The following is a 13626-nucleotide window of genomic DNA, read 5'->3' as shown; positions in this document are numbered from 1 at the left end:
AGGGAGGCAGCCATGCGCCGTGTGACCGTGCACAAGACCGTCGGTAAGCCCACCACCCGACAGATCCGCGAGAAGTACGAGGCCGAGGACCGGCCCCGTGAACGACCCGAGGTCCGCAAGGACGTCCAGCGGACCTGGTGGCCGGACGGATGAGACCCCCGGGCCAGGGCGAGCACTAGAGGCTCTTGCGGTAGTGGAAGCGGTCGTAGGGGCCGTCGACCCTGCGCTCCACCAGCTCGTATCCGTACCGCGGATAGATCTTCTGGTTCTCCCACATCATCGCGTTCGTGTAGAGACGGACCTCGGGAAGCTCGAGGGCACGCGCGCGTGCGTCCACGAACGCAAGGAGGCGGCCGCCCACGCCCCGGCCCGCCGCCTCGGGGTGGACCGCGATGCTGTCCAGGAAGAGATGGTCCTCGTGTGGGACGAGGACCAGGACGCCCACGACCGGATCCCCGGTGACATACACCCGCCCCGCCGCCACCTCCGCCGCGTGATCCGCCTCCATGGGGGCGGGCACGACACCGATGCGCTCGATGTAGTGGCGGTACGCGGCGTCCGTCACCGCCTTCACTGCGGCGACGTCGGCGGTGGTGGCGGGGCGGATGTCGGCTGTCATGCGTCTACGTCTACGCCACGGGCACGCCCCCGCACCACCGCCTTCTTCAGCAGCGGCCACAGCACGATCAGCGCGATGACGACGTACACCGTGATGGAGAAAGGCGTGTCGAACAGGCCGCTGACGCTGCCGTCGCTGATCTGCAGGGCGCGGCGCAGCTGCTGCTCGGCGTTCGGGCCGAGGATGACGCCGATCACCGCGGGCAGGACCGGCAGTCCGTAGCGCCGCATGCCGAAGCCGATCAGGCCGATGACCAGGAGGATCACCAGGTCGAGCGCCTCACCGCCGACCGCGTACGCGCCCACCGCCGCGAAGAAGAGAATGCCCGCGTAGAGGTAGGGCCTCGGGATGCGCAGGAGCTTCGCCCAGACCGGGGCCAGGGGCAGGTTCAGGGCGAGCAGGAGCACCATTCCCACGAAGAGGGACGCGATCAGGCCCCAGACCAGGTCCGGTTCGCGCTCGAAGAGCAGGGGGCCGGGCTGGATCCCGTACTGCTGGAAGGCGGCGAGCATCACCGCGGCCACGGCCGTCGTGGGCAGGCCGAGCGTCAGCATCGAGACCAGCGTGCCCGCCGCCGATGCCGATGACGCCGACTCGGGGCCCGCCACTCCCTCGATCGCGCCCTTGCCCCACTCCTCCTTGTTCTTGGACAGGCGCTTCTCGGTGACGTACGAGAGGAAGGTGGGGATCTCGGCGCCGCCGGCCGGGATCGCGCCGAACGGGAAGCCGATGAGCGGGCCGCGCAGCCAGGACTTCCAGGTGCGCTTCACGTCGGCCTTGCCGAGCCAGGGGCGACCGACCGGTATCGCCTCGCCGCTGGTGCGGCGCAGGTGGGCCGCGACCCACAGCGCCTCGCCGATCGCGAAGAGGCCCACCGCGACGATCACCACGTCGATGCCGTCGGCGAGTTGGAGCGAGCCGAACGTCAGCCGCTGCTGCCCGGTCATCTGGTCGAGGCCGACCAGGCCGATGGTGAGACCGATCAGGAGGGAGGCGAGGCCGCGGATGCGGGACGAGCCGAGGACCGACGTCACGGCGATGAACGCAAGGACCATGATGGCGAAGTAGTCGGGCGCCCCGATGTCGACGGCGAGGTCGGCGACCGTCGGCGCGAGCGCCACAAGGAGCATGGTGCCGATCATGCCGCCCGCGAAGTGGCCGATGGCGGCGGCCGCGAGCGCCTGTGCGCCGCGCCCCGACTTGGCCATCGGGTTGCCTTCCATGGCGGCCACGACCGCGGCGCTCTCCCCCGGTGTGTTGAGGAGGATCGACGTCGTGGAGCCGCCGAACATCGCTCCGTAGTAGATGCCGGCGAACATGATGAACGCGCCGGTCGGTTCCAGGCCGTACGTCACGGGCAGCAGCAGCGCCACCGCCATCGCGGGGCCGATGCCGGGCAGCACGCCGATCGCGGTGCCCAGGAGTACTCCGACCGCGGCCCAGAGCAGATTCAGCGGGGTGAGGGCCGTGCCGAAGCCGTCCATCAGGGAGTTGAGGGCGTTCATGTCAGAGCACTCCCATCAGCGGGCCGCCGGGGAGCGGGACTCCGAGCAGGTTGTTGAAGACGACGTACGTGATCAGGGAGAGGCCTGCCGCGATGAGCGGATCGCGGTCCAGGTGCCTGCTGCCGAGCGCGTACGCGGCGCCCCAGAAGAGCAGTGCGCCCGCGACGGGGAAGCCGAGCGGTTCGATGAGGACGGCGGCGCCGAGGAAGACCCCGGCGAGCAGCAGGACGGTGCGCCAGTCGGCGGGTTCGGACAGGTCGATGTCCTCGCCGCCCTCGGCCTCGCCGCGGCCGCCGCGCAGGACGTCGACCGCGAGGAGCACGGCGACGACCAGGAGCCCGATGCCGACCACGATCGGGACCGTCTTGGGGCCGATCGGGCCGCGCTGGGCGATGTCGACGTCCATGGTGAGCGCGTCGGTGAGGACGAGCACGCCGAGGGCCAACAGCATGACGCACACGCCGAGTTCGGAGTGCTCGCGCAGCCAGGTGCGGCGGCTGTTCCCGGACTCCTCGGGCGGGGTCGGCGGGTTTTCGGTGGTTGTCGTCGTCACAGCCCGAGCTCCTTCAGGACGGACACCACGCGCTTGTCCTGGGCCTCCAGGAAGTCGCCGAACTTGTCGCCGGTGAGGAAGGCGTCGTCCCAGCCGTTCGTCTTGAGGGACTTGCGCCACTGAGGGGAGTCGTGGAGCTTCCTGACGAGGCCGGTGAGCTTGTCGCGCTCGGCTTCGGAGAGGCCGGGCGGGGCGACGATGCCGCGCCAGTTGGTGAAGTCCACGTCGTAGCCGGACTCCTTGAGGGTGGGTCCCTCCAGGCCGTCGACGCGCTCGGGTCCGGTGACCGCGAGCAGCCGCAGCTCGCCCGACTTGATCTGGTCGAGGTACTCGCCGACGCCGGAGACGCCGAAGGCGACCTTCTTGCCGAGGATCGACGCGAGGAGTTCGCCGCCGCCGTCGAAGGGAACGTAGTTGACCTTCTTGGGGGCGATCCCCGAGGCGCGCGCCATCAGCATCGGGGCGAGGTGGTCGGGGCCGCCGGGGGACGAGCCGCCGCCGACGGGGAGCTTGCCCGGGTTCTTCTTCCAGGCGGTGATCAGCTGCTTGATGTCCTTGTACGGCGAGTCCTTGGCGACCACCACGACGTCCGGCTCCTCGGTGAGGCGGGCGATCGGGGTGGTGTCGGCGAGGGTCTTGGGCGCGTGGTTGGAGCGTGCGGCGCCCACGACTCCGAGCCCCATGGACATCGCGAGCTTGCCGTTGCCGTGCTCGCCGACGAGGCGGCTCAGGCCCACGGTGCCGCCGGCGCCGGGCAGGTTGAACACCTCGATGTTGTGGGTGAGCTCGGCGTCCTCGGCGTTCTTCGCCGCGGTACGGGCGGTGATGTCGTAGCCGCCGCCCGGTGTGTTGGGGACCATGAAGCGCAGGCCGGGGATCTGTGTGCCGGTCTCGGCGCCGCTGCCCGTCGAGAGCAGCGGCGGCCCTGCGAGCACGAGCAGCGCGGCCCCGAGCAGGGCAAGGGGTGTGCGCAGACGCACGTGTGCCACCACCTGTCGGTACGTAGGAGTTGGTGGGGCCGGGTTCCCGGTGGGGGGCGGGAACCCGGCCGCCATCCGCGGGGACGGGGATTCCTGTGAGGTGGCCCACATGTTGCCTGCGCGTTAAGAAGCTGTCTCTCTTCCGGAATCAACGGACGTTGTGGTCGTTGTGGTCGCGCCCATAGCCTGCGGCGATGACAAGGGTGCTGGTCGTGGACGACGACTTCATGGTCGCCAAACTGCACAGCCGTTATGTGTCCTCGGTGGACGGATTCTCGGTGGTGGGGGTGGCGCACAGCGGTGCGCAGGCGCTGGAGGCGGTGGAACGCCTCCGCCCCGATCTCGTACTCCTTGATGTCTATCTGCCCGATATGGACGGCATCGCGGTGCTACGGGAGTTGCGTGCCGTCGAGGAGCGCGACCGGGACCGGCAGCCGGTGGACGCGCTGTTCATCACGGCGGCGCGGGACGCGGAGATCGTGCGGGCGGCGCTGCGGGCGGGAGCACTGCACTACCTCATCAAGCCGTTCAACCAGGCCGCGCTGCGGGAGCAGTTGCTGCACGTGGCGGCGTTGCGGGCCCGCCTCGACGGTCTGGACGAGGCCCGCCAGGAGGACGTCGACCAGCTCTTCGGCACCCGCCCGCCCGGCTCCCGCGAACTGCCGAAGGGCCTGGCGGCACACACCGCCGACCTGGTCGAACAGACCCTGCGCCGCCACCCGGACGGCCTCTCGGCGACGGAGTGCGCCCAGGAGGGAGCACTCTCCCGGGTCAGCGCGCGACGGTACCTGGAGTTCTTCGCGGACACGGGGAGGGCCGAGGTGACGCTGCGGTACGGGGGGACGGGGCGGCCGGAGCGGCGGTATCGGTGGGTCCGGTGAGCCGTCCCGCCGGGCAGCGCCCCGAAGGGGCGCGGGGAACTGCGCGATCAGCCACGACGCACCCGCAGATGCGTCCGACGGGCTCAGTCTCAGCTCCCGGTTAGCCCTTCCTTAACTCGACCATAAGGATCACCATCACCCGCCCTCAGCAGGCGAATTCGGGATTCAGAGGGGCTAGCTTTCTCGTCGCCGGGGCCGCCACGAACCGTCGGCGCTGCACGTATTCGGGGGGCAGCACCGGCCGTTCGCGGCCGCCTCGTGTCCCCCACCCCCCTCCAGAACCGCCGCTGAGGAGATCCACCCCATGAATGCTCGCCGCAAGGTCGCCGCACTCGCCGCCGGTGTCACACCGCTCGCCCTGACCGTCCTGTCCGCCGCGCCCGCGGCAGCGCACGGTTCGATGACGGACCCGGTGAGCCGGGTGTCCGCCTGCTTCCAGGAGGGTCCGGAGGCCCCGAAGTCGGCTGCCTGCAAGGCGGCCGTCGCGGCCAGTGGCGCGCAGGCCTTCTACGACTGGAACGGCGTGAACATCGCCAACGCCGCAGGGAAGTCGAAGGAGATCATCCCCGACGGCAAGCTGTGCAGCGCGGGCAACGACAAGTACAAGGGCCTCGACCTGCCGCGCGCCGACTGGCCGTCCAGCAAGCTCGCCGCCGGCAACCACACGTTCCACTACAAGGGCACCGCCCCGCACAAGGGCTCCTTCGAGCTGTACGTCACGAAGGACTCGTACGACCCGACCAAGCCCCTGAAGTGGTCGGACCTGGAGGAGAAGCCGTTCGTCAAGGTCACCGACCCGAAGATGGAGAACGGTGACTACGTCTTCGACGGCAAGGTCCCGGCCAAGTCGGGCCGCCACCTGATCTACTCGATCTGGCAGCGCTCGGACTCCCCCGAGGCCTTCTACACCTGCTCCGACGTCGTCTTCGGCAAGGACAGCGGCGGCGGCACGGCCCCCGCCCCGACGGCCTCCGCGCCCTCCGAGAAGGACATCGAGGCCGGCTCCGAGAAGTCGACCGTCGAGCACCACGGCCACGGCGACAGCGACGCCAAGACGGGCGCCGAGGCCTCCGAGGCGGCCCCGGCGCAGGACACCCCCGCCAACGAGCCCGAGGTGAACGGCGCCGCCGCGAAGCCCGCCGCCACCGACGAGAACCTCGCCGAGACCGGCGGCGACAGCACCACCCCGTACATCGCGATCGGTGGCGCCGGCGCCCTCGCCCTGGGTGCGGCGGCCATGTTCGCCACGGCCCGCCGCAGGACGGCGCGTCACGGCCGCTGAGCCATCCCGAACAGAGCGGGCCGCTGCCGAGTCGGCAGCGGCCCGCTGTTCGTCACCGGTCAGGACAGGCACGTACTAGGTGTCGCGTGCTGCGGATCCAGCGCGTTGGCGACCTCGTGGTGGGCGACCCGGTCGAGGATCCCGATCGCCACGTGCTCGGAGAGGTCGACGGGGCACAGGTCCTGGACGGTCACATTGCGTACGCCCGGGCCGTCGAGGAACTGTGTGCGGTACGGGGTGACCACCTCGTCGTACTTGGTGGCGATGACGGTGTAGCGCACGCCGGGCACGGTGTCGCCACCCTCGTTGAGCTTGGTGAGGAACGGCGATCCTGCCACCTGGTCGGCGAGGCTAGGTGTCTTGGTGGTGAGCAGGTCCTCGATGCCCGGGAAGTAGGGCAGCAGCTTGGTCAGGCCGAGCAGGGTGGTGCCGTGGTTGTCGGGCGCGAGGCCGATCAGGGCGTTCACCTTCGCCGCGCCGCCGAGGAACTTCAGATAGTGGCGGGGCATCATGCCGCCCTGCGAGTGGCCGACGAGGTCCGCCTTCGCGGCGCCCGTGGAGGCGAGCACCTTGTCGACGAAGCCGTCGAGCTGTTCGGCCGACTTGTCGATCGGGCCGAGCCCGTTGAAGAACGGCACTCCGGGCAGCTGGCCGTAGTCGAGGGAGTAGACGCAGTAGCCGCGCCTCACCAAGTAGGGCGCCAGGACGAGCCAGTTGTCCACGGAGTTGCCGAAGGTGCCGTGGACGAGGACGACGGGGCGCGGGTGGGCGGCGGACGGCTTGCAGTTGTAGTCGTTCCAGCCACTCGATGAGGTCGCAGCAGCGGACGAAGCGTCCGGGGCCGCGTGCGCGGCGGGGGTCAGGGTGAGCGCGCCCGTCATGAGCAGGGCGGCGGCAAGCGCTCTGAGCGCTCGTCTCCAGGGCAGCATCGGGTGATCTCCTTGCGGCTCAGGGGAGTTGCTCAAGGAAGTTGCTCAAGGCAGTGACGATGAGCGAGCCCTGTGATCCGGATCACGAGGATGCCGTGCACACGCCAAATTACGGGCGAGTAGTAAAAGTGTGAAGTTACGCGTCGGTAAAACTTCCAGCGATCACTGGCACGGTTGCCCCCTGGGGGCTAATGACGCGGCGGCGCGACGAGCCCCAACTCGTAAGCGATGATGACCAGTTGCACCCGGTCACGGGACCCCAGCTTCGTGAACAGCCGCGCTACATGAGCCTTCACCGTGGCCACGGTGATGAACAGCTCGGCCGCGATCTCCGCGTTGGACAGCCCCCGCCCGACCAGCGTCAGGACCTCGCACTCGCGGTCCGTGATGCCCTCGACCGTCCGCCGGGCCTGCGACGCAGGCTCCGGCCGCGCCGCGAACTCCTCGATGAGACGGCGGGTGACGCTCGGCGCGATCAGGCCGTCCCCCGAGGCCACCACCTGGATCGCCGCGAGAATGTCGTCGAGCGCCATGTCCTTGACGAGGAACCCGCTCGCGCCCGCGCGCAGCGCCCCGTACACGTAATCGTCGTCGTCGAACGTCGTCAGGACCAGGACGCGGGTCGCGTCGGTCTCCGCCGTGATCAGCCGGGTGGCCTCGATGCCGTCCATGCCGGGCATGCGGATGTCCATCACGACGACATCGGGGCGTACGTCCCTGGCGAGCCGGACGGCGTCGGCGCCCGTCCCCGCCTCGCCCACGACGTCGAGCTCAGAACTGTCGGCCATCAGTACGCGCAGGCCCGCGCGGACCAGGGGCTGATCGTCGGCCAGTACGACGCGCACCACGCGGTCCGTCACCGTCCCTCCTCCGGCACCGGCAGCAGCGCCGCCACCCGGAAGCCGCCCTCGGGGCGCGGCCCTGCGGTGAACCGGCCGTGCAGCAGGGCGACTCGCTCCCGCATGCCGACCAGGCCGAAGCCGGTGCCCGCGGGCAGCCCGCCACGCCCGCCGTCCTCGATCTCGATGGACAGCTCGGCGGCCCGCCGCTCGACGCTCACCCGGCAGCTTTCCGTGCCCGCGTGCCGTACGACATTGGTCAGCGCCTCCTGCAGGATGCGGAACGCGGCCAGGTCGATGTCGGCGGGCAGCGGCTCGCGCCCGCCCGGCCACCGCAGCTCGACCCGGACCCCGGCGTCCAGCGCGGACGCGACGAGGCGGTCGATGTCGGCGAGGCCGGGGGCCGGCTCGCGGGGCGTCAAGTCCTCGTGACTGGAGGCCGGTTCAGCACCCGGCTCCGGCTTGCGCAGCGCGACCAGCGTCCGGCGCAGGCCCGCGAGGGTCTCCCTGCTGGCGGTCTCGATGGTGGTGAGCGCGTTGCGGGCCTCGGCGGGCTGGGTCTCGATGACGCGGCTGCCCACGCCCGCCTGGATGGCGATGACGCCGATGCTGTGCGCGATCATATCGTGCAACTCGCGGGCGATGCGCAGGCGTTCGGCGGTGATGGCGCGGGCCGTGGCCTGGCTCCGCAGCGCCTCCGCGTGTGCCCGGCGCTCGCGGGACGAACTGCCCACCATCCATGCGGCGATCAGGGCGACGGCGATGAACGCGACGGTCTCGCCGTTGTTGCTCACCCAGCCGGAGGGTGCGCAGCCGTTCACCATGCTCTTGGGAGGAACGCCCGCGGTGGGATCACAACCGCCGTCGGGCGGGAAGGCGAAGAGGCTGAGCAGTTGTGCCGTGAACGCCATGAGGGCGGCGGCGACCGACGTACGGCGCGGGCGGGTGGCGGCGAGATAGCCGACGGCGCAGACCCCGACGAAGATCTGCAGATAGCTGACTTCCGTCTTCCGCATCTCCATCGTCGCCGTCACCGCGCCCAGGAGCAGGAAGACCAGGGCGGGCAGCGGCCGGCGCCGGAGCAGCGCGGCGACCACGGCCGTGAGCGCGACCGACGCGAGGACCATCAGGATCTCGAAGCCCTGCTGCCCGTGGTCGAACGTGACGTAGGTGACGAAGGGGTAGACGACCGCCCCGCTCCAGGCAAGGCCGGTGCGCACGGGCGGCCACAGCCGCCCGGCCACACGCGGGCCCCTGCCCTGCTCGGGCGCCGCCTGACCTGCCTCGATGTCCATGCGCCGATCGTATGTGCCCGTCCCGCGCAGGGGTATTGGCCCAGGGTCGTACGCCCGTGGGCTACCGGAGCCCGCCGGGTGGGTGGCCGACGGCTCGATGCCGGGCTCCACGGCGGCCGCACCGTCCGCGCCCACCTGCGCGCCCTGGCCCGCAAGCCCACGGCCGGGGCCTACGCCGCCAGCGTCCCCGGCACGATCGCGCCGGGGCCGAACTTCGCCCGTGCCCGGTCGGCGACCTCCTCGATGCGGCGCGCCCTGTCGTCCGCCGGGTCGAACATCAGCTGGTGGGCGGCCTGTTCGGCGGGGCCGAGCCCTTCGGCGCGCAGGGAGATGCCGCGCACCCGGGCGCGTTGCAGGCCGAGCGCCTCGTACATCCGGTACGCGGTCGCGGTCAGTGCGCTGGAGTGCGCGGTCGGCTCGGGCAGGGCGCGGGTGCGGGTGGTCGTCGAATAACCGGTGCGGTCCGCGTACCGCACGGTGAGCGTCAGGGAGCGGCACACCTGGTCTTCGCCTCGCATTCTGACGCCGAGCTCCTCGGTGATCGAGAGCAGTGCGCGCCGGTGCCGGGTGGGGTCCAACTCGTCGCGGGGGAAGGGCCGTTCGGCGGCGATCGAGCGGGCGGCCGCGTTCGGCACGACCCGTGCGCGGTCGACGCCGTGCGCCTTCTCGTGCAGCTCACGGCCGGCGCGGGCGCCGATGAGCCGCTGCAGCGTGGACAGCGGCGCGGCGGCCACCTTGCCGACGGAGTCGAGCCCGTACTCGCACAGGGTGCGGGCGGTGGCGCGGCCGACCCCGGGCAGCTCGGCGACCGGCTTCGGGCCGAGGAACTCCGCGACGGCTTCCGGTTCCCGGCCCACGACCCGGGTCACTCCCGGCACGGCGCCGCGTACGGCCATCCGCGCCAGCATCGGCCCGGGCCCTGCGCCGATCACGCAGTCCACCCCGTACAGGGCGAGCGCCCGCACCCGGATCACCGCGGCGAGCTCGACGGCGTCCCGCCCGAAGTAGCGCATGGCTCCCCGTACGTCGACGAGCACACCGTCGGGCGGCAGGGCCTCCACGACCGGGCTGAACTCGCCGACCAGTGCGATCAGCCGGGGCAGGGCCGCCTCGTACATGGGCGGCAGCAGGAAACGTATACAGAGAGTGCTCATCCCGCGCTCCCCGGGCTCTGGTGCCACAACTTCCGCCCCGTGGCCGCCCGTTCACCGGGCGGCTGCAGGTCGGCCCAGGGGTGCATCTCGTACCCCGTGGACATCCGGATGCGCCGGCCGCCGTCCGCCGGGGCCGCTGCGGGCTCCGGTTCCGGCGGCTGCTCGGTCAGGCGCTCGGCCACCGCGTCGAGGCCTCCTTCCTGGCGCAGCTCCACCAGTTCGGCCAGGTTCCAGGCGGCCGCGCCGACCACGCTGAGGCTGCGCGGCCCGCGGCGCTGCACCACACCGCGGACGAGCAGCAGCCAGGAGTGGAAGACGGTGTGCGCGCACCGTTCGTGGGCGTCGTCGAAGAAGGCCAGGTCGACCAGGCCGGTGCCGTCGTCCAGGGTCGTGAAGATGACGCGCTTGCCGGAGCGGATCGGCGGGGTCTGGGTGGCCGCCTTGGCGCCAGCGACCAGCACGGTCGCGCCGTGTTCGGCCCCCCGGAGCCGACGGGCCGTCAGCACGCCGAGCTCCTTGAGGAACTGGGCGTGATCGCCCATGAGATGGCGCGACGAGTCCATGCCGAGGACGCCGAGTTCGGCGCTGAGGCGTTCCGCGTCGTCCAGGTCGGGCAGACCGGCGGGCGCCGTCTTCCGCCCGCCGGACAAGGGGAGTTGGGCCCCGAAGGCTCCTGCCGAGCCGCGCGCGCCGCGCCGCAGCTCGGCCAGGTGCAGCTGCAGATCGCGGCGGTTGGCGCCGAACGCGTCGAGCGCGCCGACCTGGGCGAGCCGCTGCGCGACCGGCTTCGAGGGCCTCGCCCGCTCCCAGAAGTCCACGAGCGAGGCGTAGGGCTGCGCGTCGGCGATCCGGGCGGCCTCGGCCTCGCTGATGCCGTGCACGTCGCAGAGCGCGAGCCGCAGCCCCCACCGGGAGCCCCCCGGATTATCAGACACCAGTTCGATACGGTGAGCGACCGCGGACCGGTTCACGTCCAGCGGAAGGATCGGCACCCCGCGCCGCCGCGCATCCGCGAGCAGCAGCCGCTTCGGGTACATCCCGGGGTCGTGCGTGAGCAACCCCGCGTAGAACGCGGCCGGGTGATGGGCCTTCAGCCACGCCGACTGATACGTCGGCACGGCGAAGGCCACCGCGTGCGCCTTGCAGAAGCCGTACGACCCGAAGGCCTCGATGATCTCCCAGGTCCGGCCGATCGTCTCGGCGTCGTACCCCTTCGCCGCGGCCTGCTGCGCGAACCAGAACCGGATCCGCCCCTGCGACTCGGGATCGGAGAGCCCGCGCCGCACCCGGTCCGCCTCGTCGCGCCCGCAGCCGGTCATGATGTCGACGATCTCGATGATCTGCTCGTGGAAGACGACGACTCCGTACGTCTCCTTCAGCGGCCCCTTGAGATCCGGGTGCGGATAGCGGACGGGCGCGCGGCCGTGCCTGGCCTCGATGAAGGGCCGCACCATGTCGGCGGCGACGGGTCCCGGACGGAACAGCGAGATGTCGACGACCAGGTCGTGGAAGGTCGCGGGCTGAAGGCGTCCGACCAGGTCACGCTGGCCCGGCGACTCGATCTGGAAGCAGCCCAACGTCTCGGCGGACCTGATGAGTCGATACGTCGCCGGGTCCCCCGGCGGCACCGCGTCCACGTCGACACGGGAGCCCGTGGCCCGCTCGATCTCCCCCACGGCGTGCGCCATCGCCGACTGCATCCGCACGCCGAGCACGTCCAGCTTGAGCAGCCCGAGGTCCTCCACGTCCTCCTTGTCGAACTGGGACATGGGGAAGCCCTCGCCGCTGGTCGGCATGACCGGCGTACGCGCGAGCAGCGAGGCGTCGGAGAGCAGCACCCCGCACGGGTGCATGGCGATGCCGCGGGGCAGCGCGTCGAGCGCCTCGACAAGCTCCCACATCCTGCCGTGCCGCTTCATCTCCCCCGCCACCGCCGACAGTTCGGGCAGCTCCGCCATCGCCGAGCGGGCGTCGCGGGCGCGGATGTGCGGGAAGGACTTGGCGATCCTGTCGATCTCGGCCGGGTCCATGGACAGGGCGGCGCCCACATCGCGTACGGCGTGCCGCACCCGGTAGGTCTCGGGCATGGCGACGGTCGCGACCCGCTCGGTGCCGAAGCGGCCGATGATCGCGCGGTAGACCTCCAGGCGGCGGGCCGACTCCACGTCGATGTCGATGTCCGGCAGGACGAACCGCCGCGTGGACAGGAACCGCTCCATGAGAAGCCCGTGCTCGACGGGGTCGGCGTGCGCGATGCCGATGAGGTGGTTGACCAGGGAACCCGCGCCGGAGCCGCGCGCCGCGACCCGGATCCCCAAGTCGCGTACGTCGTCGACCACTTGGGCCACGGTGAGGAAGTAGGAGGCGAAGCCGTGGTAGGCGATGATGTCCAGCTCGTGGTGCATCCGCTCCCAGTACGCGCGCCGTGAGTCATAGCCGCGCAGCACCATGCCCGCCGCCGCCCGCGACGCCAGGACGCGCTGCGCGGTGCGGCGCCCCGCGCCGACGAGGTGCGGTTCGGGGAAGCGCACGGAGCCGATGCCGATGTCGTCATCGGGGTCGACGAGACACTCGGCGGCGGCGGTCCGGGTCTGCTCGACGAGACGGTGGGCGGTGTCGCGGCGGAAGCCGGCGGCCCCGACGACGCGCTCGGCGATGTGCAGCATGTCGCCCGCGCCCTTCAACCACCGCTCGCCGCCGTCGAGTTCCTTGGTCGGGTCGACGGGGACGAGGCGGCGGGCCGCATCGAGCACATCGGCGACCGGGCCCATGCCGGCGTCGGCGTAGCGCACGGCGTTGCTCAGGACGGGGCGGATGCCCTGCTCGGCGGCGAAGCCGACGGTGCGGGCGGCCAGGCGCAGCGAGCCGGGCCCGGTGCCCTCGCGGCCGTGCCAGACGGACTCCAGGCGCAGCGCGTCGCCGTAGCGCTCGCGCCAGGGGGCGAGGAGGCGGGCGGCCCGGTCGGGGCGCCCCGCGGCGAGCGCGCGCCCCACGTCGGACGCGGGGCCGAGCAGCACGGTCAGGCCGTCGCCGTGGTTCTCCTCCCACGGCAGGACGGGCTGCCCCTCGCCGGTCCGGTGCGCGGCGGTGACCAGGCGGCAGAGCGTGGCCCAGCCGGTGGCGCCGTCCCGGGCGAGGAAGGTCACCCGCGGGGTCGACTCGTCGATGAAGGCACCGCCGCGCACCGGGGTCCGCCGCCGCTCGCCCCGCGCCGGGGCGGTCTCGGCCACCGCGAGCTCGGTGCCGAACAGCGGCCGCACCCCCGCCTTCGCGCAGGCCTTGGCGAACCGGACCGCCCCCGCGAGGGTGTCCCGGTCGGTGAGCGCGAGGGCGTCCATGCCCCGCTCGGCGGCGCGCTCGGCAAGACGCTCCGGGTGCGAGGCCCCGTACCGCAGGGAGAACCCGGAGACGGTGTGCAGATGCGTGAACCCTGGCACACGCACCTCCTGAAAACCTGAACCGATCCGACCTCACAGCCCCCACCTCCACCATAGACCAAGTTTCGAACGTACGTACGACACGTGTGCGACGCGCCGCCGTCTGTCGCTCATTCGGACCCGCCCACCTGCGAGAACGGCAGGGGCCCCCG

At 71.7% G+C, this 13626-nt stretch carries 12 protein-coding genes; 3 read left to right on the top strand and 9 right to left on the bottom strand.

Annotated elements, in window-relative coordinates; translation table 11 throughout:
* Nucleotides 1–12 precede the first annotated feature (12 nt).
* Nucleotides 13–153 carry a hypothetical protein gene (locus AB0G47_RS34280; RefSeq protein ID WP_266868703.1) on the top strand — a complete coding sequence of 47 codons (141 nt, stop codon included), beginning with the start codon at nucleotides 13–15 and terminating at the stop codon, nucleotides 151–153.
* Nucleotides 154–175: 22 nt separating this feature from the next.
* Here AB0G47_RS34280 and AB0G47_RS34275 read toward each other — a convergent pair whose 3' ends face one another.
* The 4 genes from AB0G47_RS34275 to AB0G47_RS34260 are packed head-to-tail and all read right to left on the bottom strand — an operon-like array spanning nucleotide 176 to nucleotide 3657.
* On the bottom strand, nucleotides 176–619 hold the full coding sequence (locus AB0G47_RS34275; protein WP_360777936.1) for a GNAT family N-acetyltransferase: 444 nt from the start codon (nucleotides 617–619) through the stop codon (nucleotides 176–178).
* A complete protein-coding gene (locus AB0G47_RS34270; RefSeq protein WP_360777934.1) occupies nucleotides 616–2124 on the bottom strand; it encodes a tripartite tricarboxylate transporter permease in 1509 nt (502 codons plus the stop codon). Before AB0G47_RS34270 ends, AB0G47_RS34275 begins: the two co-directional genes overlap by 4 nt.
* Nucleotide 2125: 1 nt before the next feature.
* Complete coding sequence (locus AB0G47_RS34265; RefSeq protein WP_360777932.1) at nucleotides 2126–2677, bottom strand: tripartite tricarboxylate transporter TctB family protein; 552 nt, start codon at nucleotides 2675–2677, stop codon at nucleotides 2126–2128.
* On the bottom strand, nucleotides 2674–3657 hold the full coding sequence (locus AB0G47_RS34260; RefSeq protein ID WP_360778065.1) for a tripartite tricarboxylate transporter substrate binding protein: 984 nt from the start codon (nucleotides 3655–3657) through the stop codon (nucleotides 2674–2676). Before AB0G47_RS34260 ends, AB0G47_RS34265 begins: the two co-directional genes overlap by 4 nt.
* 194 nt (nucleotides 3658–3851) lie before the next feature.
* On the opposite strand from AB0G47_RS34260, the gene AB0G47_RS34255 reads away from it, so the two are divergent.
* Both AB0G47_RS34255 and AB0G47_RS34250 read left to right on the top strand, forming a co-directional pair.
* Nucleotides 3852–4538 (top strand): response regulator, encoded by a 687-nt coding sequence (locus tag AB0G47_RS34255; RefSeq protein WP_360777930.1) that lies wholly within the window; start codon nucleotides 3852–3854, stop codon nucleotides 4536–4538.
* Nucleotides 4539–4842: 304 nt separating this feature from the next.
* Nucleotides 4843–5820, top strand: coding sequence for a lytic polysaccharide monooxygenase (locus tag AB0G47_RS34250; RefSeq protein ID WP_360777928.1), 978 nt, complete (start codon nucleotides 4843–4845; stop codon nucleotides 5818–5820).
* A 59-nt stretch (nucleotides 5821–5879) separates the two neighbouring features.
* Here the strand turns inward: AB0G47_RS34250 and AB0G47_RS34245 are convergent, their stop codons facing one another.
* From AB0G47_RS34245 to AB0G47_RS34225, 5 genes are all read right to left on the bottom strand, one after another.
* A complete protein-coding gene (locus AB0G47_RS34245) occupies nucleotides 5880–6749 on the bottom strand; it encodes an alpha/beta fold hydrolase (RefSeq protein ID WP_360777926.1) in 870 nt (289 codons plus the stop codon).
* A 188-nt stretch (nucleotides 6750–6937) separates the two neighbouring features.
* Nucleotides 6938–7609 (bottom strand): response regulator transcription factor, encoded by a 672-nt coding sequence (locus AB0G47_RS34240; protein WP_360777924.1) that lies wholly within the window; start codon nucleotides 7607–7609, stop codon nucleotides 6938–6940.
* The gene (locus AB0G47_RS34235; protein WP_360777922.1) at nucleotides 7606–8883 is read right to left on the bottom strand and encodes a sensor histidine kinase; all 1278 of its coding nucleotides are present in this window, start codon (nucleotides 8881–8883) and stop codon (nucleotides 7606–7608) included. Before AB0G47_RS34235 ends, AB0G47_RS34240 begins: the two co-directional genes overlap by 4 nt.
* Nucleotides 8884–9053: 170 nt before the next feature.
* Entirely contained in the window at nucleotides 9054–10037 is a 984-nt protein-coding gene (locus AB0G47_RS34230) for a hypothetical protein (RefSeq protein ID WP_360777920.1), read from the bottom strand.
* Entirely contained in the window at nucleotides 10034–13474 is a 3441-nt protein-coding gene (locus AB0G47_RS34225; protein WP_360777918.1) for a DNA polymerase III subunit alpha, read from the bottom strand. The genes AB0G47_RS34230 and AB0G47_RS34225 overlap by 4 nt, the downstream gene beginning before the upstream one ends.
* Between the last annotated feature and the right edge of the window lie 152 nt (nucleotides 13475–13626).

The sequence above is a fragment of the Streptomyces sp. NPDC021622 genome (genome assembly GCF_040640795.1).
GTDB lineage: Bacteria > Actinomycetota > Actinomycetes > Streptomycetales > Streptomycetaceae > Streptomyces.
Note: the sequence above shows the minus strand (reverse complement) of the source record. Positions and strands in the feature narration are given on the sequence as shown.

What these genes read in the sequence shown, in the direction of transcription:
- AB0G47_RS34255 (WP_360777930.1), top strand. Translation starts at nt 3,852, where the DNA reads ATGACAAGGGTGCTGGTCGTGGACGACGACTTCATGGTCGCCAAACTG.
- AB0G47_RS34250 (WP_360777928.1), top strand. Translation starts at nt 4,843, where the DNA reads ATGAATGCTCGCCGCAAGGTCGCCGCACTCGCCGCCGGTGTCACACCG.
- AB0G47_RS34275 (WP_360777936.1), bottom strand. Translation starts at nt 619, where the DNA reads ATGACAGCCGACATCCGCCCCGCCACCACCGCCGACGTCGCCGCAGTG.
- AB0G47_RS34230 (WP_360777920.1), bottom strand. Translation starts at nt 10,037, where the DNA reads ATGAGCACTCTCTGTATACGTTTCCTGCTGCCGCCCATGTACGAGGCG.
- AB0G47_RS34280 (WP_266868703.1), top strand. Translation starts at nt 13, where the DNA reads ATGCGCCGTGTGACCGTGCACAAGACCGTCGGTAAGCCCACCACCCGA.
- AB0G47_RS34245 (WP_360777926.1), bottom strand. Translation starts at nt 6,749, where the DNA reads ATGCTGCCCTGGAGACGAGCGCTCAGAGCGCTTGCCGCCGCCCTGCTC.
- AB0G47_RS34235 (WP_360777922.1), bottom strand. Translation starts at nt 8,883, where the DNA reads ATGGACATCGAGGCAGGTCAGGCGGCGCCCGAGCAGGGCAGGGGCCCG.
- AB0G47_RS34270 (WP_360777934.1), bottom strand. Translation starts at nt 2,124, where the DNA reads ATGAACGCCCTCAACTCCCTGATGGACGGCTTCGGCACGGCCCTCACC.